We start from the raw sequence: 22677 nt of genomic DNA, 5'->3' as shown, positions 1-22677 counted from the left end.
GGCCTACTCCGGCGCCCGTTCCTGCGCTGCTCCCTCGTCGCCCTTCTCGGCGGCGGGGGCGGGGGGGGGCGGGGGGGGGGCCGCCGCCGCGGCCCCCCGCCCGTCCGGTGCACCGCCGCCAGGGGCCACCCGCGATCCGGCCCCACCCGAGCCGCCCACACCCGCAGGCGGCTCCGCAGACCGGAGATCCCCATGGACATATCGACACAGCAGACAGACACGGACGACACCCCACCTCCCCCGGCCCCGCCGCCCCCGTCTGCCGAGCAGAAGCGCGCGGCCCGCGGCGCCACCCGGCCCGGTGACCGGATCTTCCTCGCCCTCTCCCGCGGCTCGGGCATCTTCCTGCTGGTGATCATGGCCGCCATCGCGGTCTTCCTCACCTACCGGGCCTACCTGGCCATCAGCAAGGACGACGCGAACTTCCTCACCGCCTTCGAGTGGAACACCAGCCTCCTCCCGCCGAAGTTCGGCATCGCGGTGCTGGCCTTCGGCACGGTGGTCTCCTCGGTCATCGCCATGGTCATCGCGGTCCCGATCGCCGTGGCGATCGCCCTGTTCATCACGCACTACGCCCCGCGCCGGATGAGCGGCCCCGTCTCGTACGTGATCGACCTGCTCGCCGCCGTGCCGTCCATCGTGTACGGCCTCTGGGGCGCGCTGGTCCTCGTCCCGCACATGGACGGCCTGTTCGGCTGGCTGGACGACTACCTGGGCTGGACCGGCGTCTTCTCCTGGGACCAGGGCGCCCCGCGCTCGATGCTCACGGTGGGCATCCTGCTGGCGGTGATGATCCTCCCGGTCGTCACCAACGTCAGCCGCGAGGTCTTCCGCCAGGTCCCGCAGATGCACGAGGAGGCGGCCCTGGCGCTGGGCGCCACCCGCTGGGAGGTCATCCGCATGTCGGTGCTCCCCTTCGGCCGCTCCGGAGTCATCTCGGCCTCCATGCTGGGCCTCGGCCGCGCGCTCGGCGAGACGATGGCCGTGGCCACCGTGCTCTCCCCGGACTTCGACATCCACGCCAGCCTCCTGAACCCCGGCGGCGGCACCTTCGCCCAGAACATCGCCAGCAAGTTCAACGAGGCGACGGAGTTCGGCCGTGACGCGCTCATCGCCTCCGGCCTGGTCCTGTTCGTCATCACCCTGCTGGTCAACGGCGCGGCACGCATGATCATCGCCCGCCGCAAGGAGTACTCGGGGGCCAACGCATGAGCCACGCAAGCGCAGTAGCCGACAAGACCCCGAGCACCCTGCGGGGCGCCAGTCTGCCCAAGTGGTTCTCCTGGGCCCTGGCGGCCGGGTCCGTCGCCCTGGCGGTCGTCATCGGTCTCGCCGGCGGCCTGGACAGCAAGCTCCAGTGGGGCCTGATCGCCGGCATCCTCTTCGTCGTCGGGACCTACGGCATCGCCGCGAAGGTGGAGGGCAGCCGTCAGGCCAAGGACCGGATCGCGACGAGTCTGGTCTGGGTGGCGTTCCTGCTGGCCGTGGTCCCGCTGGTCTCGCTCCTGTGGACGACGATCACGCGGGGCGTGAAGGTCCTCGACGTCTACTTCCTGACCCACTCCATGGGCGTGGTCGCGGACAGCGAGCCGGGCGGTGGCATCTACCACGCGATCCTCGGCAGCCTGGAGCAGGTCGGGCTCGCCACCGTGATCGGCGCCCCGATCGGCATCCTGACGGCGATCTACCTGGTCGAGTACGGCCGCGGCAGCCTGGCCAAGGCGGTCACGTTCTTCGTGGACGTCATGACCGGCATCCCGTCCATCGTGGCCGGCCTGTTCATCCTCAGCCTGATGCTGATGCTGGACATGCAGCCGTTCGGCTTCGCGGGCTCGCTCGCCCTGGCGATCCTGATGATGCCGGTCGTCGTACGCTCGACTGAGGAAATGCTGAAGCTCGTCCCGAACGAGCTGCGCGAGGCCTCTCTCGCCCTGGGCGTCCCCAAGTGGCGCACCATTCTCAAGGTGGTGGTCCCGACGTCGATCGGAGGCATCATCACGGGCGTGATGCTGGCGATCGCCCGCATCGCCGGCGAGACGGCCCCGGTCCTGCTCCTGGTCTTCGGCAACCCGTTCATCAACGCGAACCCCTTCGAGGGCGCGCAGGCGTCGCTGCCGCTGTACATCTACCAGCAGTACGCGCAGAGCGCGGGCTCGACGGCGGCGTACGACCGCGCCTGGGCGGCGTCGCTCACGCTGATCGCCTTCGTGATGATCCTGAACCTGGTGGCCCGCGGCCTCGCCCGCTGGAAGGCCCCCCGTTGACACTGTGCGGCCGCCGCCGGGCGGCCGGGTCGCTGAAGCGGCCACGGCGACTGATCCATACGACCGGGAAGTGAAGCAGAAGACATGGCCAAGCGAATCGACGTGAGCGGGCTGACCGCCTACTACGGATCCCACAAGGCGATCGAAGACATCTCGATGACGGTGGAGCCGCGCTCGGTGACGGCCTTCATCGGCCCCTCGGGCTGCGGCAAGTCGACGTTCCTGCGCACGCTGAACCGCATGCACGAGGTGACCTCGGGCGGCCGCGTCGAGGGCAAGGTGCTCCTGGACGACGAGGACCTCTACGGCGCGGGCGTGGACCCGGTGTCCGTCCGCCGCGAGGTCGGCATGGTCTTCCAGCGTCCGAACCCGTTCCCGACGATGTCGATCTTCGACAACGTGGCGGCGGGCCTGCGGCTGAACGGCAACTACAAGAAGTCCGCCCTCGCGGACATCGTCGAGAAGTCCCTCAAGGGCGCGAACCTCTGGAACGAGGTCAAGGACCGCCTCAACAAGCCCGGATCGGGCCTGTCGGGCGGACAGCAGCAGCGGCTGTGCATCGCGCGGGCGATCGCGGTGGAACCGAACGTCCTGCTGATGGACGAGCCCTGCTCGGCCCTCGACCCGATCTCCACTCTCGCCATCGAGGACCTGATCGGCGAGCTGAAGGAACGCTTCACGATCGTCATCGTGACGCACAACATGCAGCAGGCCGCCCGCGTCTCCGACCGCACGGCGTTCTTCAACCTGTCCGCGGTCGGCCGGCCCGGCCGGCTGATCGAGCTGGACGACACGGAGCGCATCTTCTCCAACCCCTCGGTCCAGGCCACGGAGGACTACATCTCCGGCCGCTTCGGCTGACCCCGGACCCCTCGCGGTGCTGCATGGCGGTGCCACCGCGAGGCCGCAAAGAGCCCGCCCCCCGGCTACCGGGGGGCGGGCTCGCGGCGGCTGGGGGCCTCGGCTACAGGAACGCCAGGTCCACGATCCAGAACGCGCAGGCCGCGACCACCCCGGCCGCCGGCATGGTGATGAACCACCCGAGGACGATGTTCTTGGCGACGCCCCAGCGCACCGCGTTGATCCGCTTCGTCGCCCCGACGCCCATGATCGCCGAGGTGATCACATGCGTCGTCGAGATGGGCGCCTTGAACAGGAACGCCGTCGTGAACATGATCGACGCCCCCGTCGTCTCGGCGGCGAACCCCTGCGGCGGATCCAGCTCGATGATCTTGCGTCCGAGCGTCCGCATGATGCGCCACCCGCCGGCGTAGGTGCCCAGCGACAGCATCACGGCGCAGGCGATCTTCACCCACACCGGGATCGGGGCGTCCGGCCCCTGCACATCGCCGATGACCAGGGCCATCACCACGATGCCCATCGTCTTCTGGGCGTCCTGCAGACCATGTCCCAGCGCCATGCCGGCCGCGGAGACGGTCTGGGCGATCCGGAAACCGCGCTTGGCCTTGTGCGGATTGGACCGCCGGAACAGCCACAGGATGGCCGTCATCACCAGGTAGCCGACGACGAGACCCACCACCGGCGAGACGAACATCGGAATGACGACCTTGTCCAGCACGCCGGACCAGATCACCTCCGTGCCACCCGCGAGCGCGGCCCCCACCATCCCGCCGAACAACGCGTGCGACGACGACGAAGGCAGCCCGAAGTACCAGGTGACGAGGTTCCACACGATCGCCCCGACCAACGCGGCGAACAGGATCCCCATCCCCTTGGAACCCTCGGGGGTCTCGATCAGCCCCTTGCTGACGGTATGCGCGACGCCGCTCCCCAGGAACGCGCCGGCGAGGTTCATCACCGCCGCCATCGCCAGCGCCGCACGCGGCGTCAGGGCCCGGGTGGAGACGGACGTGGCGATGGCGTTCGCCGAGTCGTGGAAGCCGTTGGTGTAGGTGAATCCGAGCGCGACGCCGATGGTCACGATCAGAGCAAAGGTGTCCATGAAAGGTTCAGGACTCCTTGACCGCGATGGTCTCCACCGTGTTGGCCACGTGCTCGAAGGCGTCGGCGGCCTCCTCCAGCACATCCACGATCTGCTTCAGCTTGAGTACCTCGATGGCCTCGTACTTGCCGTTGAAGAGATGCGCGAGCAGCTTGCGGTGGATCTGGTCGGCCTGGTTCTCCAGCCGGTTGACCTCGATCCAGTACTCGGTGAGGTTCTGCATGGTGCGCAGGTTCGGCATGGCCTCGGCCGTCAGCTCCGCGGCCCGCGCCAGCACCTCGATCTGCTGCTCGACGCCCTTGGGCAGCTCCTCGACGTTGTAGAGGACGACCAGGTCGACGGCCTCCTCCATGAAGTCCATGATGTCGTCGAGGGAGGACGCGAGGTTGTAGATGTCCTCGCGGTCGAAGGGCGTGATGAACGAGGAGTTCAGCTGGTGGAAGATCGCGTGCGTCGCGTCGTCGCCTGCGTGTTCCGCGGCCCGCATACGCTCTGCGATCTCGGCCCGGGCGGAGGTGTCCGCCCCGAGGAGTTCCATCAGGAGTTTCGAGCCCGTGACGATGTTGTCCGCGGACGCGGCGAACATGTCGTAGAAGCTCGTCTCCCTGGGGGTCAGACGAAAGCGCACGTGGGGTCCTCAAGATGCATCGGTTTCGGTCAGGCTGATGCTAGGCGCATCATCCGGCCACGGCTAATGGGCCGTCCACCAGTGTCGCCCATCAGCCCCGGCGACCGGCAGGGGGGCGACCGGCGGAGTACCCGCGACGACCGTGTACCCGCCAAAGTTCGGTACGATATACCCAGTAGGGGTATATGTCTTGAGCTGGAGCGCTGGAGGACACCATGACGACCACCGAGGCCGGCGCGGAAGCCCCCTCCGCCTCCGAGGCGGACCACAGCCCGGAGCCCGCCGCCGAGCCCGGCCGCGGCCCCGAACACGCCGCCATGGCCGAAACCGGACGGTCCGCCGCCACGACGGTCCACGGCTACCACGACCAGAAGGCCGAGCACCTCAAGCGTCTGCGCCGCATCGAGGGCCAGATCCGCGGCCTGCAGCGCATGGTCGACGAGGACACCTACTGCATCGACATACTCACCCAGGTCTCGGCGTCCACCAAGGCCCTGCAGTCGTTCGCCCTGCAGCTCCTGGAGGAGCACCTGCGCCACTGCGTCGCCGACGCGGCGCTCAGGGGCGGCGACGAGATCGACGCAAAGGTGGACGAGGCGACGAAGGCGATCGCCCGCCTACTGCGCACCTGAGCCGACCGGCCCGTCCGGTTCCTCGCCGACCCGCAGCACCTGGTCGATGCTCTCCATGCTGAGCCGTTCCTCGCCGGCCGCCGAGGCCGCGATGATCAGCTCCCCGCACAGCTCGATCTCGGCGAGGGCCACGTGGTCCTGAACTGCCGTACCGCCGCCCGGAGCCACGCGCGTCACCTCGTCCCTGCCGTCACCGACTTCCTAGAGTAGGGAGCGCTATACACCGCGCGCATGGCACGGACGGGCTAGTCCTTGTGCCGCCCGTGGCCGAAATCACCCACTCGAAGCCGGTCGAAGCGGGTCGAAGCCGACCACCGGAGCGCGTTCAGTCCTCGGCGATCCGGCCCGCGTAGATGTCCCCCGCCGCCGGCAGCCGCACGTCGACGGGCGCGCCGAAGTCGTAGAGCAGCGTCGTGGAGGCGACCGCGACGGCCTGTCGCCGCCCGCCCTGTCCGCCGCGCCCGGCCTGCTCGCCGCGCCCGGCCCGTCCGGCCTGTCCGTGCCGCCCGTCGTCCGCGGCCCGTCCGTTCAGGAAGCTGAACCGGTGCCGGATCTTGCGGATGCGCCCTTCGTCGTCCAGATACACGTCGAACGGCACCCGCGCCGTGGCGAACCCGCTCGCCGCCGCCCGCAGCGAGTCGCGTCCGCCCGCCGACGCGTCCCGCGCGGCCACCGCGAGGTCGGCGGTCCCGCGATAGTGCCGCACCGCCGTCCCGGCCACCTCGGTCCTGCCCACGTACGTCGCCGTCCGCGTCCCCCGCAGCACCTCGGCGGCAGCGAACGGATCGGTGGCCCCGCCGGTCACCAGGTTCCCGTCGGACAGGGTCGCCGTCTCCACCCGCACCCATTTGTCAGCCGGCACACCCGCGCCCCGGTTCTTCATGAACAGGGCCCCGGGCGCGAGAAGTTCGGTGATCGGCCGGTGCTCGCTGGTCCCGGACGGATCCTGGGGCAACAGCACCTTCAGCTCTCCGAGCTGCCGGCGGTAGTCGTAGACCCCCTGGCCCCGGATCGTGACGCGGGTCCCGCCGGTGGCCATCTCCATCGACGTACGCGCCTTGGACGTGCCCGCTTCGACGAGGGCGTCGGCGGCCCGGTGCAGGATCTCGACGGGATCGCCGGCCCGGCCGTCCTCGGCGGCGTCCCCGGTCGCGGAACACCCGGCGGCGCACACGCACAACCCGGCCACGATCCCCGAGAGGACCGCGGCGCCCCGCTGCCTGCGCTGGCGTTCCGTCATGGCCTGTCTACCCCCAGCCGGTAAGTCCGTCACGGGCCTGCTGCCGTACCGGCTAACGACGGCCGAGTGCCCCCCGTCACGCGGGGCTGCGGGCCGGCGACCGCCGTACGGGTCCTGTGCCGGAAACTGGGTACCGTTGTCCTCGTGACATCGCAGGACGGCTCGGCCCCTTCCCGCCCCACCGGGGAACACAGCACCACGACCGTCGAACAGGGCCGGTTCTGTCTGGCCCGCTGCACCTGCGGGTGGCGCGGTCCGGCCCGCAGGGCGAGAAGCCTCGCGAGATCGGACGCGGAGGCCCACCTGCGCGACTGACGTCACCGTTCCGTCACCGCTCGGGCCCGCCGGAACCTGTGGTTCGCCGACCCCGTCTCGCTCGGTGCAGGCGACGGGCGGCCGAGGAAAGGCGCAGGACATGGAACGGCGTACGTTCATCGCGGGCGGCACGGCCGCGATCGCGGCGGCAGCGACCGCGTGCAAGGCGACCGGCGGCAGCGCGAGCGCGTCCACCGGGCCCGCCGGGAGCACCGGCTCCACCGGGACCACCGGGACCACCGGGACCACCGGAGCGGCGCTGACGACGACCAGCGTCTCCGCCCCCGCCACCTGGGCGGCGCTCGCCCATGACCTGGACGGCACCCTGGTCCGTCCCGGCGAAACGTCCTGGGCCACGGCCCGTCAGCTCTACAACACCCGCTTCGACGGCCTCAAGCCGGCGGCTGTGGCCTATGTCGCCCACGCCGACGACATCCGTACCGCCATGGCGTACGCGCGCGCCCACCACACCAAGGTCGCGATCCGCAACGGCGGCCATTCCTACGGCGGTTGGTCCTCGGGCGACGGCCGGCTGATCATCGACGTCTCCCGGCTGAACCGGGTCCGGGCGAGCGGCGGCACGGCCGTGGTCGGCGCGGGCGCCAAGCTGATCGACGTCTACCGGGCGCTCGCCGCCAAGGGCGTCACGATCCCGGCGGGGTCCTGCCCGACGGTCGGCGTCTCCGGCCTGGTGCTGGGCGGCGGCCACGGGGTCGTCTCCCGCGCCTACGGCCTGACCTGCGACAGCCTCACCCGGGCCACGATCGTCACCGCGGACGGCAGGCAGCTCACCGCCGACGCCACGACGAACAAGGACCTGTTCTGGGCGCTGCGCGGCGCCGGCAACGGCAACTTCGGCGTCGTCACGGAGCTGGAGTTCACGACCCACCCCGCCCCCCAGGCCGTGACGGCCTACCTCACCTGGCCCTGGTCGAGGGCGGCCGCGGTGGTGAAGGCCTGGCAGGAGTGGGGGCCGTCCCAGCCCGACGAGATCTGGTCGTCCCTCCACGTGGCGAACGCGCCGGGCGGCACGCCCACCGTCTCGGTCTCCGCGTTCTGCATCGGCACGTACGGCCAGCTCCAGAACGCGGTGGACCGGCTCGCGGACCGGGTCGGCGCACCCGCGGCGAGCGTCTCCCTGCGCCGCCGCACCTACGAGCAGGCGATGGAGGTCTACGCCGGCTGCTCGTCCTTCTCCTCCGACGCCCGGTGCCATCTGCCGGGCTCCACCCCTGGCCGTTCCCCGCAGGGTGCGCTGGGCCGCGAGACGTACGCGGCCCGCTCGGACTTCTTCGACGTCTCGCTGTCGGCGGGAGGCATCCAGGCCCTGCTGAAGCAGATCAGGACGGTCCAGGGCGGCTCGGGCAGCATCGCCCTGACGGCCCTGGGCGGCGCGGTGAACCGGGTCTCCCCCACGGCCACGGCGTTCGTCCACCGCCGCTCGCGCATGCTGGCGCAGTACATCGCCTCCTGGCGGGCTGGGACGACGGGCACAACCGCGCAGTCCTGGCTCAACACGGCCCACCGGGCGATGGCCCCCTACGCCTCGGGCGCCGCCTACCAGAACTACGCGGACCCGACGCTGACGAACTGGCGCAAGGCCTACTACGGCGCGGCGCTCCCCCGTCTGACGCAGCTGAAGAAGCAGTACGACCCCAACGGCTTCTTCACCTACCCCCAGGCCCTCTGAGCGCCCCTCAGGCCCCGTGCGGCGCCCGGGCCGCCCGCCCCCTGACCGCCTCCGGACGGTCGGAGGGCCGAGGGGCTACGAGGGGCTAGGCGGCGAGGTCCCGTTCCTCCGCGGCGAGTTCGGGGCGCGCGCCGGCCGCCGCACCGTCCCGCTCCCCGGCCCGGGCGTCCCGGCCGCGCACGAGCCACCCGGCCCGCGGCGACCGGTCGACGGCCTTCAGCACCGGCATGAGCAGCATGGAGGCGATGGGCGACAGCAGCAGCGTCACCGCGGTCCCGAGCGCGAACCCCCCGACCACGTCGGTGGGGTAGTGCACGCCCATGAACACCCGGCAGAACCCTTCGAGCAGGGCGATTCCTATCCCGACGAGCCCGAACCTGCGGTTGGCGACGAACAGTCCGACGGCCATGGCCATGGTCAGGGTGGCGTGATCGCTGACGAAGGAGTAGTCGGTCTTGCCGGAGACGAGCACCTCCAGCCCCTGATGGTCCCGGAAGGGCCGGGGCCGCTCCACGAAACCGCGTATGGGCACGTTCACCAGCACGGCCACCCCGGCGGCGAGCGGCGCCCACACCAGGGCGGCGACGGAGGAGGCGGCCTCCTCGGCCCCGCCGGGCCGCCGCCGCACTCCCCACCAGCACCACACGATCAGCAGCACCATGGCGAGCAGCAGCCCGTACTCGCCCACGAACTCGACCACCCGGTCGAGCCAGTGCGGCGCGTCCTTGGCCAGCCCGTTGATGTCATAAAGCAGGTCGACGTCGGGGTTCGACCCGGATTCGGCGAGTCCAGCCATGGTGCTGCGGCCCCTTCGTCGTGTTCCGCTCGGCGCGCCTCACACGCGCCCGCTCCAACAGGAACGCACGGCCCCGGTTGATACGTTCCACTCTCCACTGAATGATCACTCAGACGTTATCGAAGAGAGACAGATCCCCGCAGCTCAGAGCGGGGGTGACGAGCCGCCTCAGACCGTCGTCGGGAGCGCTTTCGCGCCATCTTCGGTGACCCGGGTGGCCCCGAAGTACTCGGCCGTGTCGATGGGGTCGAACCGGATGACGGCGCCCGTGTACGGCGCGTCGATCATGTACCCGCCGCCCACGTAGATCCCCACGTGGTGGATGGCCCGCGAGTTGCCGGGGTCGGTGGAGAAGAAGACCAGGTCCCCGGGCAGCAGCTCGCCGCGCTTGGGGTGCGGCCCGGCGTTGTACTGGTCGTTGGCCACGCGGGGCAGGGTGATCCCGACGCTGTCGTAGGCGGCCTTGGTCAGACCGGAGCAGTCGAAGCGTCCGCCCTGGTCGGCGGTGCCGTTCCCGCCCCAGAGATAGGGCGTGCCGAGCTTCTTCTGGGCGAAGTAGATGGCCCCGGCGGCCTGCTTCGAGGGGTCGACCCGGGTGACGGGGGCGGCGAAGGACTCCTCCAGCGTCGTGATCGTCTTGACGTAGTTGCGGGTCTCCTCGTACGGCGGGACCCCTCGGTACCGGATGACCGCGTCCGGCCCCGCGTTGTACGCCGCGAGCATGTTGTGGGTGATGTCCCCGGGGACGCTCTTCACGTACGACGCGAGCTGGCAGTCGTACGACGCGGCCGACGGAATCGCGTCATTCGGGTCCCAGACGTCGCGGTCGCCGTCCCCGTCGCCGTCGACGCCGTGCGTGGCCCAGGTGCCCGGGATGAACTGCGCTATCCCCTGCGCCGCGGCACCGCTCTGCGCGCGCGGGTTGAACCCGCTCTCCTGGTAGAGCTGAGCGGCCAGCAGCGCGGGATTGAGGGCGGCGCAGAGATTGCCCCACCGCGCCACGAGCGACTGGTAGGCGGTGGGCACCGCGCCCTTGGCCAGTTGCCTGGTCGCGCCGCCCACCTCGTTGGCGAGGTTCCCGCCGATGACGTACACCCCGATGACGAGCGCCATCATGAACGCGGTACCGGCACTGGTGACGGCGGCCACCACGATCCACGTCTTACGCACCGTCAACCGCCCCTCACCGCCCAGGAGTCCGCCCCGGACAGTGTAGGGGCGGCCCGCTCTCCACGGGGTGAGCACAACGCGACGGAAAACCCCGTGCGCCGACCGGGCCCCCGGCGGCGGACGACACCGCGCCCGCCGGCCCGGCAACGCCTCCGGGCCGTCCCTAGGGGTCGGCGGTGGCGGCGCCGTACAGGTGCGCGGCCTCCGCGCCCAGGACGACGCTGTACGACACGTCGTCCGTGGCGCCGCCCTGCTCGTGACCGCCCAGGACTCCCACGACCTGTCCGTCGCCGTTCACCCACGGGCTGCCGCTCGTGCCACCGGTGAGGCCCGGGCAGGCGATGCGCTGCTGGGTGGGATTGTGCGCGGTGGGCCGGTTCGTGCAGCGGACCGGCGCCTCGGCGGTGTTCGGATACCCGGTGACGGTCACGGCGGTGGCCCCGGTGGCCGTGCCGGTGACGAACCGGTTGCCGCCGACGACGTCCTCGACGCCCTTCGCCTCCCGCTCGTCGAGCACGGCGAACGCCACGTCGCTGTCCTCGTCCCGCTTCCGCGCCCATCCGTCGGGCAGGAAGACCCGGTCGACCTTCCAGACGCCGTAGGGGGCCCGGCCCTTGCGGTAGCCGGGCACGAAGACCATCTCCCCGCGGTTTTCGAGGCAGTGCGCCGCCGTGGTGACGAGGTTGTGGTGCGGGCTGCGCACGACGGACGCGGTGCAGAAGTGGCCGCCCGCGAATCTTCCGGCCTCGGCGTCCTCGGCGGCGAACAGCGCGCCGACCCGGGCGGTCTGGGGCGTCGCCACCGCGACGGCCGTGACCCCCAGGGGGCCGGGCCCGCCGTCGGCGGCCGCCTCGGAGGCGGAGGTGACGGCCAGCATGACGACCGCACCCAGGAGGGCGTTTCGCTTCATCGGGTTCACTGTGTCCCACGAAGGTGAGAGAAACGTCGGTTACCTCTTTCGACGCTACCCGCACTTCGCCCGCACAATCTTCCCGTTCCCGAACCCGCGTGCGAGGACCGGTGGGAGTGGCGGTGCGGGTGGCGGTGCGCGCAGGCGGTCGTCGCGACCTGCTGCGGTTCGGCCATTGGAGTGACTCCGGCGAGCTCGCGCGGAGGCTCCTTGGTGTACATCTGTACATCCGGGCGGGACTGCGGACGTCACACCGCCCGCAGTCCCGCCCCTCACCTCGCTCCGCCCGTTCCTCCCCTCCTCACCCTCACCCTCACCAAGGACGCCCGTAGTGACCGACATCCCTGCCGACCTCGTCTGGACCCGGGCCGCTCCGCCGGACGCGACCGGGCCCGGCCCCTGGATCGAGATCGCCTTCGGCGCGGGGGACGACGGCGAGGCCCCCGTCTATCTGCGCGGAACCGACGATCCGCAGACCGTCGTCACCACGAACCGCCGTAAGTGGGACGCATTCGTCCTGGGCGCCCGCGCGGGCGAATTCGACCATTTCACGGAAGGCGTGCGGGAAGGCGGAACCGAGTTTCCCGGATGACGTGCCCCTCCCGAATGACGGGTCGCAATCCGGAGGATCCCAAGCCGAAGGGCCCCTCGACGGTCGTCGAGGGGCCCTTCGTGCCGGATCTTTCCCTTTACCAGCGGTACCAGCGGCCCTTGCGGCCACCGTGCCCGGCGGGGCGGACCACGAAGCCCACCAGCCAGACCGCCAGCACGATGACGGCGATCCACCAGAGCGCCTTGACGGCGAAACCGGCGCCGAACAGAACCAGCACGAGAAGCAGAACGAGAAGCAGGGGAACCATGTTTATCAACCTCCGCGGAGTCAGGTGCCCCGCGAAATCCCCTTCACGCACACAGATTTTCGAGGCATGACCGCGGAATTCCGGGTCATCAGGGTCTCCGGCGTCGGACGACCCGCCGGAGAGGCCCCGGAGCCGCGCCGGCGACCGGTCGGCGCCCTCGCCGGGTGAAGCGTCAGAGGAATCGGCGGATCGGCAGCACGGCGGCCTCCCGCGCCCGCTGCAGCACGGAGCGCCGCTTCCAGCGGCCCGCCCGGATCAGCTCGGCCGCCTTCACGTCGTCGTCGAAATGACCGTCCAGCGTGGCCGTGAACTCCTGGTCCAGCACGGCCAGCATGATCTCCTCGTCGTGGTCGAGGGAACGGCGGTTGAAGTTGGTGGAGCCCACCAGAGCGGCGACCCCGTCGACGGTGATGACCTTGGCGTGCATCATCGTCGGCTGGTACTGGTAGATCTTCACACCGCAGGCGGTGAGGTCCTCGTAGTAGTGCTGGCCGGCCAGCTGGCAGACCCGCTTGTCGGTGTACGGACCGGGCAGCAGGATCTCCACCTCCACACCCCGCCGGGCGGTGGCGCACAGGAGTTCGATGAAGAAGGCGTCCGGCGAGAAGTAGGCGGTGGCCAGCCGGAAGCGCTCCTCGGCGGACTCCAGCATCACCCGGATCAGGGTCTGCATGTCCTGCCAGCCGAAGCTGGCCGAGCCGCGCACCACCTGCACCACCGCGTCGCCCTGGGGGCGGTGCGCGACGAACCGGTCACGGTCGTCGAAGAGCTCGTCATGGCATTCGGCCCAGTTCTGCGCGAAGGCGGCGGCGACGCCGTCCACGGCCGGCCCGCGGACCTCGACGTGCGTGTCGCGCCACTCGTTCTCGTTGCGGGCGTCTCCGCACCACTCCTCGGCGATGCCGACCCCGCCGGTGAAGGCCGTCTGCTCGTCCACGACGAGGACCTTGCGGTGGCAGCGGTGGTTCTGCTTCAACGGCGACAGGGTCAGGGGTCGCCGGAACCAGGCCACCTGCACGCCGGCCCCCTCCATCTCCTCCAGCAGCTCCTTCTCGATCAGCCGACTGCCGAACCCGTCCAGCAGCAGCCGCACCCGTACACCCGCCTGGGCCCGGTCGGCCAGGGCCCGCGCGAACTCACGGGCGATGTCTCCCCGCCAGTACACGAACGTCATCATGTCCACGGTGTGCTCGGCCGCCCGGATGGCCGTCAGCATCGCCGGAAAGATCTCGTCCCCGTTGCGCAGCGCGGTGAGGGAGTTGCCCTCGGTCGCCGCGATGCCGATCAGCCGCTCCAGACGACGCCGTATGCGGTCGGCGCGCTCGGGGAACCTCGTCGCCCGCACCGGGATTTCGGCGTCGGGGGCGGTCGGCTCGGTCCGGTCCGTACTGGTCATGAAGTCACCGGCCGGCGCGGGAGGGGACAGGAGAGCCGCGCGGCCCGGTCCGGCGCGGGAACACGGCGAGCAGACTTTACTCCGCCTTCACATCGCCCCCGACGGGGGAGGCGGCGGCCGACGCGCTCCCCGACCGGACCGCAGCGGCACCGCCCTCTCCATGTCGTCCACCGGCCGCGGCCGGGCCGAGAAGGTGTGGAACACGAGGCCCACCGAGGACACGGACGCCTTCACCGGCTGACCCCGCATCACCTCCGCCACCCGGAAAAGCCGCGGTGGGCCGTCGGGGCCACGCGCGGTGAACGGTGAACGGGCCGCGGCATCCAGCCGCGGCCCGTTCGCCGTTCGCCGTTCTCTGTGCGGACCGTGAGATCTTCGTCATGAGACCATCGAAACGTACGCTCACCCGACCAGCCGTCAGAAACGGCGCAGGGCCGTGAAGTGGGCTAACGACGGAACCACACCACAGGTTCCGCTCCGGCCTCATTGCCCGGCGTTACCCGTCGTGATACACAGAGTGACCATACGAGCCAATCGTACGAATGCGGCCCGTGAATGACGCCAAGTCGACATACGACGGCGACTTCGTCAGCGAGAATGAGACGTGACCTCTGCACCGGCAGAGGAACTGCGGAACTACCCACCAGGGGCGGTGACTTACATGCTGTTTGCGGCCGACAAAGGCGACATCAACACCATCATCGGCGGGATCGCTCCGGACTGGGGGCCCTTCGGCAGCCTGGGCAACGAGGCCAAGGTGATGATCGAGGTCGTGATGGCGGTCGCCATCCTCCTCTGCCTCGGCATCGCCATCTGGGGCGCGGCGAAGCAACGTATCGGCGCGACTGCCCTGCGGGACACCTTCAGTGCGGAACAGGGCAAGGGCCTGATCATCGCCGGCCTGACGGGCGTCTTCATCATCGGCTCCCTCGGGACACTGTTCACGATCGTGTACGGCATGGCCGTGTAGCCGCGACCCTCCGTACCACCCCAGTCCCCTCCGGGCGCACCCGGCCCGCCACCCCCACCCATCTGTCGTGCCCACCGGCTGAGGTTGCGTTTCCCTGATGTCCCTGATGTCGAGTCACCACACCGCGCCCGCGCGGGAACCAGCACGGCTACCGTCGTACTTCTACGCGTTCCGGTACGGCAGCGAGGGGGCGTACGCGGCATGACTCGCGGCGACGAACACGACTACGGCGAACCCGCGCGCACCGAGGAGGGCCGCGGCTACGGCGGAACACGCCTGCGCCTGCCCGAGAACGACCCCTACGGCGGAGCCCGCAAGGGCGGCCGCTCGTCGTCGCGCAGCCTGGTCACCGTGGTCGGCGTCGTCGTCCTGCTGATCGCGGCAATCGCCTTCGCGAACCGCGGAGGAGACGATCCCGCGTCGACGTCGACCGGCGGCCCCAAGGCCGACAAGCCGGTCGCGACGAGCACGACGGCCACCGGCACGAAGCCCGTGCAGTCCAAGACGGGTGGCATCCCGTCGGGCTTCGCCCACACCCAGCAGGGAGCCGAGTCGGCCGCCGCCAACTTCGCGGTCGCGCTGGGCTCGACCGGCATGTTCCAGAAGGACAGCCGGCACGACCTCGTCGACACCGTGTACACCGCCGCCACGGCGGCCCGGCTCCAGCCGGCGATGGACCGGGCGTACTCGGCCGACTTCCTCGCGAAGATGGGCCTCGACGCCGACGGCAACGCCCCCACGGGCGACACCTTCGTCTCCCGCGTGGTCCCCGTCGGCACGACGGCCCAGTCGTACTCCGACAGCACCGCCAAGGTCGCCGTCTGGTATCTGGGCCTCATCGGCATGTCCGGGACCACCTCGACCGACCCGGTCACCTCGTCGTGGAAGACCTGGACCTTCGACCTCCAGTGGACCGACGGAGACTGGAAGATCGTCCGCGACACCCAGCAGGACGGTCCCACCCCTGTCCCGGGCGACGACCCCGCGGCCACCTCCGACGTGATCAGCAAGGCCATCCAGGAGTACGGAGGGTTCACGTATGCCCGGTAAGCCGCGCCGTCTGCTCCGGCTCGCCGGAGTCGTGACGGCCCTTCAGACCACGGCCGTCCTGCTGGCCACCCGCGCCCTGGCGGCTCCCTCGCCCGACCCCACGTCGTCGCCGACGCCGTCCCCGTCCGGCAGCCTGGACTGCAGTCTCATCCCCGGCGAAGCCAAGAAGTACTGCGAGAAGGGCAACGCGGGCTCGGGCGCCACCACCAACCCCGGCGTCTCCGACACCCTCGACCCCCTCACCTCCCTCGCCAAGGGCTGTGCCGACGCCGCCTCCTGGACCGTCGACAAGCTCAGCGCGGCCGTGAAGGACACGGCGAACGTGGACTTCACCAACGAGAAGTTCCTCCAGCAGTACGCCGTCGTCTTCGCCGCCTCGACCGTGCTGACGCTTCTGCTGTGGCTGCTGGCCGTCGCCAAGCGGGCGGTGCGCGGAGCCCCCCTCACCACCGCCATCGGCGAAGCCGTCGGCTTCCTCTGGCTGACCGTCCTGGCCTCCGCCTTCACCCCCCTGATCCTCTACACCGTCGTCTCCGCCACGGACGGCATCACCGACGTCCTCGCCAAGACCACCGGCAACCAGACCGACACGTTCTTCGGCACCTTCTCCGCGGCCCTCGCCAAGGGCGAGAACATCGGCGGCGGCCCGATCATGCTGATCGTGGTGTCCCTGGTGTCGATCCTCGCCGCCGGCGTGCTCTGGCTGGAGCTCGTCATCCGGGCCGCGCTGCTCTACGTGGGCGCGCTGCTCGGCACCGTCGTCTACGCGGGCCTGGTCGACAAGAACCTGTGGAGCCACGTCCGCCGCTGGGCCGGCATCATGATCGCCGTCATCCTGGTCAAACCGGTGATAGTGATCGTCCTCGGGCTGGCCGGGGCGCTCTCCGCCGGCGACGGACCGAACGCCTTCTCCGCCGTCGTCTCCGGCCTCGCCATCATCCTGCTCGCCATCTTCGCCAGCGCGATGATCTACCGCTTCGTGCCCGGCTTCGGCGACGAGATCGCCAACGGCCGCAACAACCGCATCATGCAGGGGGCCGAGGGCAAGGCCGCGGCCGTCATCAGCTCCCCGGCGACCCTCGTCGCGCAGGGCATCAAGACGCACAGCACCCGTGCGGACAACAACGGCGGCGGCCAGTCCGGATCCTCCGGGGCCCGCCCCTCCAACCCCGCCAGCGGCGGGGTGGCCGCGCACAGCTCGCGCACCTCCAACGGAGGCGGCGGATCCGTCCCCTCCGCCGCGCCCCCGCCCCGCGCGAGCAACCCGGTCAACACCCCGCACGCCGGCAACACCCGCAACAGCAGTACCAACCGCACGGGAGGTGAAGGGCGTTGACGACCGAGTCCCACGTGTCCCACGCGGTCACGCCCCGCCGTACATACCTGATCGGCCGCGCCAGGCCCAACGCGATCGTCGGCCGCAACCGCGAGTCCGGCGAGATCGCGCTCATCGTCCTCGGCGCGTTCCTCGGCATGATGTGCGGCCTCCTCGTCCCCGTTCTCGCCCTGCGCATCGTCCTGCTGAGCGGCTTCCCGATGCTCGCCGTGGCCGCCGTCTACGTGCCGTACAAGCACCGCACGTTCTACAAGTGGTTCGAGATCAACCGCAGCTACAAGCGCACCCTGCGCCGCGGCACCACGTACCGCTCGTCCGCCGTGGAGGCCGGCACCCGGCTCGACGGCCAGGAGATCGAGGTCGGGCCGCCCCCGGGCATCGGCCGCATCAACTGGCTGGCCGCGCCCTTCGGCCCCGACGAGATCGCCGTCCTCCTGCACGCCGACCGCCGCACGGTGACGGCCGCGATCGAGATCGAGGGCCCGGGCGTCGGCCTGCGCGACAGCGAGGACCAGGAGGCCCTCGTCGACCGCTTCGGCACCCTCCTCAAGCACGTGGCCAACGGCGACGGCTTCGTCACCCGCCTGCAGATCCTGGCCCGCACCCTCCCCGCCGACCCCGACGCCCACGCCAAGGACGTCGCCGTCCGGGGCGACGAGCGGTCCCCCGACTGGCTGGCCCGCTCCTACGACCAGCTGCAGTCCATGGTGTCCACGAGCAGCGAGCAGCACCGCGCCTACCTCGTCGCCTGTATGCACTTCACCCGCGAGCTGGCCGCCGAGGCCCACGCCATGGCCCGCGCCGCCCGCCCCCAGGCCGGCCGCAGACTCGACCGCGACGCCGGCCTCGCCGTCGTCATGGCCCGTGAGCTCACCGACATCTGCTCCCGCCTCCAGGAGGCGGACATCCGCGTCCGCCAGCCGCTGGGCCAGGGCCGGCTGTCCTCCCTCGTCCACTCCATGTACGACCCGGACCACCCCATCGACCACATCCAGGCGATGACCAAGCGCAACGCCTGGCCGGCCGAGCTGGACGCCATGGAGCCCACCTACCTCCAGGCCAAGACCCGCGAATCGTCCACCCGCGCCCCCTGGTGCCACGCCACGGCCTGGGTGAAGGAGTGGCCGATGACCCCGGTGGGCGTCAACTTCCTGGCCCCCCTCCTGGTCCACACCCCGGACGTCATCCGCACGGTCGCCGTCACCATGGACCTCGAACCCACCGAGGTCGCCATCGAACGGATGCTGACGGAGAAGACGAACGACGAGGCGGAGGCGAGCCGCGCCGCCAAGATGAACCGCACCGTCGACCCCCGCGACGTGGCCGCCCACTCGCGCCTGGACCAGCGCGGCGAGGACCTGGCGTCCGGCGCGGCCGGGGTGAACCTGGTCGGCTACATCACCGTCTCCTCCCGCAGCCCCGAGGCACTCGCCCGCGACAAACGGACGATAAGGGCGTCCGCCGGCAAGTCGTACCTGAAGCTGGAGTGGTGCGACCGCGAGCACCACCGCGCGTTCGTGAACACCCTCCCGTTCGCCACCGGAATCCGAAGGTAGGGGCTTCACATGCGGGACCCGATGTCCGTCCTCACCGACGCCTTCACGTCCTTCCTGTTCGGCAAGGTGGAGACGACCCGCCTTCCGGTCCGCACCTCCACCGGCCAGGCCCAGGCGGTCTACCTCCCCACGGCCGCCCCCGGCCTCGGCGACTCCGGCGTCATCATCGGCCGCGAGGTCTACTCCGGGAAGGGCTACATCTACGACCCCTTCCAGCTGTACGGCCAGCAGCTGCCGGCCCCGCACTGGCTCGTCCTCGGCGAGTCGGGCAACGGCAAGTCGGCCCTGGAGAAGACCTACGTCCTGCGCCAGCTCCGCTTCCGCGACCGCCAGGTCGTCGTCCTGGACGCCCAGGGCGAGGACGGCGTCGGCGAATGGAACCTCATCGCGCAGGCGCTGGGGATAACTCCCATCCGTCTGGACCCGGCGGCGGCGCTGGACCACGGCATCCGCCTCAACCCCCTGGACCCGTCGATCACCACGACAGGCCAGCTCGCGCTGCTGCGCACGATCATCGAGGTGGCGATGGGCCACGGCCTCGACGAGCGCGCCGGCTTCGCGCTGAAGGTCGCCCACGCCTACGTCAACGAGACGATCGTGGAACGCCAGCCGGTCCTCACCGACATCGTCGAGCAACTGCGCCACCCCGAACCGGAGTCGGCGGAGGCGATGAACGTCGCCATAGACGACGTGCGGGCCTGGGGCCTGGACGTGGCGCTGGTCCTGGACCGCCTGGTCGACGGCGACCTGCGCGGCATGTTCGACGGCCCGACGACCGTCGGCATCGACCTGGACGCCCCGCTGATCGTGTTCGACCTGTCCCACATCGACCGCAACTCGATCGCCATGCCGATCCTGATGGCGATCGTCGGGGTCTGGCTGGAGCACACCTGGATCCGCCCTGACCGGATCAAGCGCATCTTCCTCGTCGAGGAAGCCTGGCACATCATCAACAGCCCGTTCGTCGCCCAGCTCTTCCAGCGTCTGCTGAAGTTCGGCCGCCGGCTCGGCCTGTCCTTCGTGGCGGTCGTCCACCACCTGTCCGACGTGGTGGACGGAGCGGCCGCGAAGGAGGCGGCCGCCATCCTGAAGATGGCCTCGACGCGCACGATCTACGCCCAGAAGGCCGACGAGGCGAGGGCGACGGGCCGGGTCCTCGGCCTGCCCAGGTGGGCGGTGGAGATCATCCCGAGCCTCACCCCCGGTATCGCGGTGTGGGACGTCAACGGCAACGTGCAGGTGGTGAAACACCTCGTCACCGAGACGGAACGGCCGCTCGTCTTCACCGACCGCGCGATGACGGAATCCTCCGCCGAGCGCACCATGTCCGACGACGACGCCCTGCTCGCCGCCGAGCTGGAACAGGAACGCCGGGCGGCGGCCTTCATGGAACAGCACCTGGCCGACTTGGACGGTTCGTCCGAGTCGACGGTGGCGTAGACGGGCGGGGGTGGCCATGAGACCGGGTGACGAGCAGCGCCGCGACGGCCAGGGAGGCGTCCCCGACGGCCTGCTGGTCGGCATACTCGCCTTCCTGCTCGGCATGACGCTGCTGGTCTGGACGGCCACCGGCCTCGCGGCCCTCTTCGCGCACGGCTCCTGGCCCTCGGGCATCGCCTTCACCCGTACTCCGCAGGCCATGCGCCACCTCGTCGCACAGCCCCATGACGTCGCCGGAGCCTGGCCGGAGGCCGAAGCGCCGGACCTGCCGGGCTATGGCCTGTTCTGGGGCCTGTTCATCGGCGAGCTGATGATCCTCTTCGTCGTGACGGTGTTCGCGATAGGGACACTGGCCCGCTGGAAGACGGTCCGGGCGAGGAGACGCGCACAGACCCCGCCGACAGCGCCGGAGCAGACCCCACCGCCCCACCACGAGGTGCCGACCCCACGCGCCGAAACGGGACCTTCGACCCCCGCGGCGGCCCTGGCGCCCGTCCCACCGAGCACGACCCCTCGACCTGCTCCGACGGACATCCCGCAGTCCGCCCCACAGCCCACGCCAGTACCGACGCCCGCCCCAACGCCCACACCGGCATCGGCTCCGGCTCCGGCTCCGGCGTCGGCATCGGCATCGGCATCGGCATCGGCATCGGCTCCAGCGTCGGCCCCGGTTGAACCGCCGGTCGGTCCGGCCCCGGTGGCACGGCCGGCCCGGTGGGAGGCGAGCCGTTTCGAGGCCGGGGTGCGCTACGCCCCCGCGGACGTCCGCCGCCTCGCCGCCGCGCAGGCCGTGCGCGACGCCGAGGGCCCGGCCCTGGTCCTCACCTCGAACCCCGCCCTCTGGCAGGACACCAAGGACGCCCGGACCAAGCTGGGCCCGGTCCACCTCTACGATCCCGCCCACCGCTGCGACACCCCCGCCCGCCTCCACTGGTCCCCCACCGCGGGCTGCGAGGACAAGGCCACCGCGGTGGCCAGAGCGGCCGCCCTGCTGGCCCCCGTCCGCCCCACCGCCCGTCTGGACCAGGCGGTCGCCGAGACGGCCGAGACCCTCCTGCGCAGCTACCTCCACGCCGCGGCGATCGAGGGACGCACCGTCCGACACGTCCACCGCTGGTCCCAGGGCACCGGAATCCAGGAAGCGGTCCGCACCCTCCGCACCAACCCCAAAGCGGCCCCGGGAGCGGCCGGCGAACTCGAAGCGGCCCTCACCGCGCACCCCGAACGCCGGGACATCGCCCAGGCATTGACCTCCCGAGCCCTGTCCGCACTCTCCACGATCAACATCCGCGAGGCATGCACTCCCAACCGAACTGATGCCCTCGCCTTGGATTCCTTCGCCGACGAAGGGGGAACGCTCTACGTGGTCGGCGAATCCCTCGAGGACCCCAGGACGAGCCCCGGCGCGATGCCGCTGCTCACGGCCCTCGTCTCCAGCGTGGTCGAGCGCGGCCGGCGCATGGCCGAACGGTCATCCCACGGTCGCCTCGACCCACCACTCGCCCTCGTTCTCGACGACGTCGCGGCCGTGGCCCCGATCCCCCAGCTCCCGGACCTGCTGGCCACCGGCCAGGACCGCGGCCTGCCGACCCTGGCCCTGCTCCGCTCCCGCGAACAGGCAAAGGCCCGCTGGCCGCACCAGGAACTCCCGGTGTGACGACGCGGGCGAAGGCTCCTTGCCACCCGCCCGCCGCACCCTCAGCTGTCGCCGGCTGGACGACCGTCACCCCCGCCCGCCTCCGGCCGCTCGACCGCCATCTCCATCTCACGCTGCTCCGCAAAAACGACCCCGGTGGGCGAGAACCCCAGCCGGCGATAACAGGCGAGGGCCCGCCCGTTGTCCTCGTGGACCACGAGCCGCACCCGCTCCGCGCCCCACGACCACGCCCACTCCAGCGCGGCGCCGAACAGCGCCTCGATCGCCCCGGCACCCCGGTGCTCGGCGCGCACGAACACCCCGACGACGCCGCCCTGCAGCCGCTCGACGGCCGCTCCGGCCCAGTCGACGCTGCCCGCCGCCTCCACCAGCACCGTGACGGTCCCGGCCCACTCCCCGTCCGCCGTCTCGGCGATGAACTGCCGGGCGCCGGACGCCCCCTCGGCCCCGCCGGCCGCCCGCTCCCGCCAGGAGTCGTCGGGCCGAGCGGCCGCTTCGTCGTACGTCTCGTAGAAGGCCAGATCGGCGACCGGATCCCGCAGCGCCAGCAGCCTCAGGGCCTTCACCGAGGCCCACTCGTCCGCCCGGACAGCCCGCACCATATACGTGTACATGCAAAGCACCGTACTGCCCGAGCACCGCCACGTTCACCCCTTTAAACCGAGGGCTCCCGACCGACAGAACGTTGACCGTGGGCATAACGCAGAAAACCCCCGCACCAAGAGGTGCGGGGGTTTCCCCTACAATTTGTTCGGCGGTGTCCTACTCTCCCACAGGGTCCCCCCTGCAGTACCATCGGCGCTG

The 22677-nt window shown here is 70.8% G+C and carries 23 protein-coding genes; 13 read left to right on the top strand and 10 right to left on the bottom strand.

Translation table 11 applies throughout. The annotated features are described in order from the left end of the window. Nucleotides 1–192 precede the first annotated feature (192 nt). From pstC to pstB, 3 genes are all read left to right on the top strand, one after another. Entirely contained in the window at nucleotides 193–1212 is a 1020-nt protein-coding gene (gene pstC / locus ACFVYK_RS34985) for a phosphate ABC transporter permease subunit PstC (protein ID WP_389780772.1), read from the top strand. Then, a complete protein-coding gene (pstA, locus tag ACFVYK_RS34980; protein ID WP_389780771.1) occupies nucleotides 1209–2264 on the top strand; it encodes a phosphate ABC transporter permease PstA in 1056 nt (351 codons plus the stop codon). Before pstC ends, pstA begins: the two co-directional genes overlap by 4 nt. Nucleotides 2265–2348: 84 nt before the next feature. Next, entirely contained in the window at nucleotides 2349–3125 is a 777-nt protein-coding gene (pstB, locus tag ACFVYK_RS34975; protein ID WP_389780770.1) for a phosphate ABC transporter ATP-binding protein PstB, read from the top strand. A gap of 103 nt (nucleotides 3126–3228) precedes the next feature. Here pstB and ACFVYK_RS34970 read toward each other — a convergent pair whose 3' ends face one another. Both ACFVYK_RS34970 and ACFVYK_RS34965 read right to left on the bottom strand, forming a co-directional pair. Then, nucleotides 3229–4227, bottom strand: a complete 999-nt coding sequence (locus ACFVYK_RS34970; protein ID WP_389780769.1) for an anion permease — start codon at nucleotides 4225–4227, stop codon at nucleotides 3229–3231. 7 nt (nucleotides 4228–4234) lie between these two features. After that, nucleotides 4235–4855, bottom strand: coding sequence for a DUF47 domain-containing protein (locus ACFVYK_RS34965; RefSeq protein ID WP_069770624.1), 621 nt, complete (start codon nucleotides 4853–4855; stop codon nucleotides 4235–4237). A gap of 215 nt (nucleotides 4856–5070) precedes the next feature. Here ACFVYK_RS34965 and ACFVYK_RS34960 point away from each other — a divergent pair, with 215 nt between their 5' ends. Next, nucleotides 5071–5487 carry a metal-sensitive transcriptional regulator gene (locus ACFVYK_RS34960; RefSeq protein ID WP_389780768.1) on the top strand — a complete coding sequence of 139 codons (417 nt, stop codon included), beginning with the start codon at nucleotides 5071–5073 and terminating at the stop codon, nucleotides 5485–5487. Here the strand turns inward: ACFVYK_RS34960 and ACFVYK_RS34955 are convergent. Beyond that, nucleotides 5473–5664, bottom strand: a complete 192-nt coding sequence (locus ACFVYK_RS34955; protein WP_389780767.1) for a hypothetical protein — start codon at nucleotides 5662–5664, stop codon at nucleotides 5473–5475. The two genes, ACFVYK_RS34960 and ACFVYK_RS34955, sit on opposite strands and share 15 nt — an antisense overlap. A gap of 148 nt (nucleotides 5665–5812) precedes the next feature. After that, nucleotides 5813–6727: a hypothetical protein gene (locus tag ACFVYK_RS34950; protein ID WP_389780766.1), complete on the bottom strand. Its 915-nt coding sequence runs from the start codon at nucleotides 6725–6727 to the stop codon at nucleotides 5813–5815. Between the two features lie 144 nt (nucleotides 6728–6871). Here ACFVYK_RS34950 and ACFVYK_RS34945 point away from each other — a divergent pair, with 144 nt between their 5' ends. Together ACFVYK_RS34945 and ACFVYK_RS34940 are read left to right on the top strand one after the other, a co-directional pair. After that, complete coding sequence (locus ACFVYK_RS34945; protein ID WP_389780765.1) at nucleotides 6872–7042, top strand: hypothetical protein; 171 nt, start codon at nucleotides 6872–6874, stop codon at nucleotides 7040–7042. A gap of 100 nt (nucleotides 7043–7142) precedes the next feature. After that, complete coding sequence (locus ACFVYK_RS34940) at nucleotides 7143–8732, top strand: FAD-binding oxidoreductase (protein WP_389780764.1); 1590 nt, start codon at nucleotides 7143–7145, stop codon at nucleotides 8730–8732. A gap of 85 nt (nucleotides 8733–8817) precedes the next feature. Here ACFVYK_RS34940 and ACFVYK_RS34935 read toward each other — a convergent pair whose 3' ends face one another. The 3 genes from ACFVYK_RS34935 to ACFVYK_RS34925 form a co-directional block, all read right to left on the bottom strand. Then, nucleotides 8818–9528 carry a phosphatase PAP2 family protein gene (locus tag ACFVYK_RS34935; protein WP_389780763.1) on the bottom strand — a complete coding sequence of 237 codons (711 nt, stop codon included), beginning with the start codon at nucleotides 9526–9528 and terminating at the stop codon, nucleotides 8818–8820. A 168-nt stretch (nucleotides 9529–9696) separates the two neighbouring features. Then, a complete protein-coding gene (locus ACFVYK_RS34930) occupies nucleotides 9697–10704 on the bottom strand; it encodes an NlpC/P60 family protein (protein ID WP_389780762.1) in 1008 nt (335 codons plus the stop codon). Nucleotides 10705–10861: 157 nt separating this feature from the next. Beyond that, nucleotides 10862–11608: a trypsin-like serine peptidase gene (locus ACFVYK_RS34925; protein ID WP_389780761.1), complete on the bottom strand. Its 747-nt coding sequence runs from the start codon at nucleotides 11606–11608 to the stop codon at nucleotides 10862–10864. Nucleotides 11609–11939: 331 nt separating this feature from the next. Here ACFVYK_RS34925 and ACFVYK_RS34920 point away from each other — a divergent pair, with 331 nt between their 5' ends. Next, nucleotides 11940–12200, top strand: a complete 261-nt coding sequence (locus tag ACFVYK_RS34920) for a DUF397 domain-containing protein (RefSeq protein WP_389780760.1) — start codon at nucleotides 11940–11942, stop codon at nucleotides 12198–12200. A gap of 97 nt (nucleotides 12201–12297) precedes the next feature. On the opposite strand, the gene ACFVYK_RS34915 is transcribed toward ACFVYK_RS34920, so the two are convergent. Then, a complete protein-coding gene (locus ACFVYK_RS34915) occupies nucleotides 12298–12468 on the bottom strand; it encodes a hydrophobic protein (RefSeq protein ID WP_389780759.1) in 171 nt (56 codons plus the stop codon). A gap of 172 nt (nucleotides 12469–12640) precedes the next feature. Further along, nucleotides 12641–13864, bottom strand: a complete 1224-nt coding sequence (locus tag ACFVYK_RS34910; protein WP_389780758.1) for a phosphatidylserine/phosphatidylglycerophosphate/cardiolipin synthase family protein — start codon at nucleotides 13862–13864, stop codon at nucleotides 12641–12643. A gap of 661 nt (nucleotides 13865–14525) precedes the next feature. Here ACFVYK_RS34910 and ACFVYK_RS34905 point away from each other — a divergent pair. The 6 genes from ACFVYK_RS34905 (at nucleotide 14526) to ACFVYK_RS34880 (ending at nucleotide 21873) form a co-directional block, all read left to right on the top strand. Next, a complete protein-coding gene (locus ACFVYK_RS34905) occupies nucleotides 14526–14834 on the top strand; it encodes a hypothetical protein (RefSeq protein ID WP_003991275.1) in 309 nt (102 codons plus the stop codon). A gap of 201 nt (nucleotides 14835–15035) precedes the next feature. After that, the gene (locus tag ACFVYK_RS34900; RefSeq protein ID WP_389780757.1) at nucleotides 15036–15884 is read left to right on the top strand and encodes a hypothetical protein; all 849 of its coding nucleotides are present in this window, start codon (nucleotides 15036–15038) and stop codon (nucleotides 15882–15884) included. Further along, nucleotides 15874–17220 (top strand): hypothetical protein, encoded by a 1347-nt coding sequence (locus tag ACFVYK_RS34895; protein WP_389780756.1) that lies wholly within the window; start codon nucleotides 15874–15876, stop codon nucleotides 17218–17220. Before ACFVYK_RS34900 ends, ACFVYK_RS34895 begins: the two co-directional genes overlap by 11 nt. Continuing rightward, on the top strand, nucleotides 17217–18776 hold the full coding sequence (locus ACFVYK_RS34890; protein ID WP_389780755.1) for an SCO6880 family protein: 1560 nt from the start codon (nucleotides 17217–17219) through the stop codon (nucleotides 18774–18776). The genes ACFVYK_RS34895 and ACFVYK_RS34890 overlap by 4 nt, the downstream gene beginning before the upstream one ends. Nucleotides 18777–18785: 9 nt before the next feature. Further along, a complete protein-coding gene (locus tag ACFVYK_RS34885; protein WP_389780754.1) occupies nucleotides 18786–20216 on the top strand; it encodes an ATP-binding protein in 1431 nt (476 codons plus the stop codon). A 16-nt stretch (nucleotides 20217–20232) separates the two neighbouring features. Continuing rightward, complete coding sequence (locus ACFVYK_RS34880) at nucleotides 20233–21873, top strand: type VI secretion protein (protein ID WP_389780753.1); 1641 nt, start codon at nucleotides 20233–20235, stop codon at nucleotides 21871–21873. 41 nt (nucleotides 21874–21914) lie between these two features. Here ACFVYK_RS34880 and ACFVYK_RS34875 read toward each other — a convergent pair whose 3' ends face one another. After that, nucleotides 21915–22487, bottom strand: coding sequence for a GNAT family N-acetyltransferase (locus tag ACFVYK_RS34875; RefSeq protein ID WP_389780752.1), 573 nt, complete (start codon nucleotides 22485–22487; stop codon nucleotides 21915–21917). Nucleotides 22488–22677: the final 190 nt, after the last annotated feature.

This window comes from Streptomyces sp. NPDC058291, assembly GCF_042880855.1.
Lineage (GTDB): Bacteria > Actinomycetota > Actinomycetes > Streptomycetales > Streptomycetaceae > Streptomyces.
This window is presented reverse-complemented; position numbering and strand designations above follow the sequence as displayed.

Excerpts from the sequence above, each read along its gene's own strand:
- ACFVYK_RS34925 (WP_389780761.1), bottom strand. The coding sequence starts at position 11,608 with ATGAAGCGAAACGCCCTCCTGGGTGCGGTCGTCATGCTGGCCGTCACC.
- ACFVYK_RS34970 (WP_389780769.1), bottom strand. The coding sequence starts at position 4,227 with ATGGACACCTTTGCTCTGATCGTGACCATCGGCGTCGCGCTCGGATTC.
- ACFVYK_RS34880 (WP_389780753.1), top strand. The coding sequence starts at position 20,233 with ATGAGACCGGGTGACGAGCAGCGCCGCGACGGCCAGGGAGGCGTCCCC.
- ACFVYK_RS34915 (WP_389780759.1), bottom strand. The coding sequence starts at position 12,468 with ATGGTTCCCCTGCTTCTCGTTCTGCTTCTCGTGCTGGTTCTGTTCGGC.
- pstC (WP_389780772.1), top strand. The coding sequence starts at position 193 with ATGGACATATCGACACAGCAGACAGACACGGACGACACCCCACCTCCC.
- ACFVYK_RS34895 (WP_389780756.1), top strand. The coding sequence starts at position 15,874 with ATGCCCGGTAAGCCGCGCCGTCTGCTCCGGCTCGCCGGAGTCGTGACG.
- ACFVYK_RS34940 (WP_389780764.1), top strand. The coding sequence starts at position 7,143 with ATGGAACGGCGTACGTTCATCGCGGGCGGCACGGCCGCGATCGCGGCG.
- ACFVYK_RS34950 (WP_389780766.1), bottom strand. The coding sequence starts at position 6,727 with ATGACGGAACGCCAGCGCAGGCAGCGGGGCGCCGCGGTCCTCTCGGGG.
- ACFVYK_RS34905 (WP_003991275.1), top strand. The coding sequence starts at position 14,526 with ATGCTGTTTGCGGCCGACAAAGGCGACATCAACACCATCATCGGCGGG.
- ACFVYK_RS34910 (WP_389780758.1), bottom strand. The coding sequence starts at position 13,864 with ATGACCAGTACGGACCGGACCGAGCCGACCGCCCCCGACGCCGAAATC.
- ACFVYK_RS34935 (WP_389780763.1), bottom strand. The coding sequence starts at position 9,528 with ATGGCTGGACTCGCCGAATCCGGGTCGAACCCCGACGTCGACCTGCTT.
- ACFVYK_RS34875 (WP_389780752.1), bottom strand. The coding sequence starts at position 22,487 with ATGTACACGTATATGGTGCGGGCTGTCCGGGCGGACGAGTGGGCCTCG.
- pstB (WP_389780770.1), top strand. The coding sequence starts at position 2,349 with ATGGCCAAGCGAATCGACGTGAGCGGGCTGACCGCCTACTACGGATCC.
- ACFVYK_RS34885 (WP_389780754.1), top strand. The coding sequence starts at position 18,786 with ATGCGGGACCCGATGTCCGTCCTCACCGACGCCTTCACGTCCTTCCTG.
- ACFVYK_RS34960 (WP_389780768.1), top strand. The coding sequence starts at position 5,071 with ATGACGACCACCGAGGCCGGCGCGGAAGCCCCCTCCGCCTCCGAGGCG.
- ACFVYK_RS34900 (WP_389780757.1), top strand. The coding sequence starts at position 15,036 with ATGACTCGCGGCGACGAACACGACTACGGCGAACCCGCGCGCACCGAG.
- pstA (WP_389780771.1), top strand. The coding sequence starts at position 1,209 with ATGAGCCACGCAAGCGCAGTAGCCGACAAGACCCCGAGCACCCTGCGG.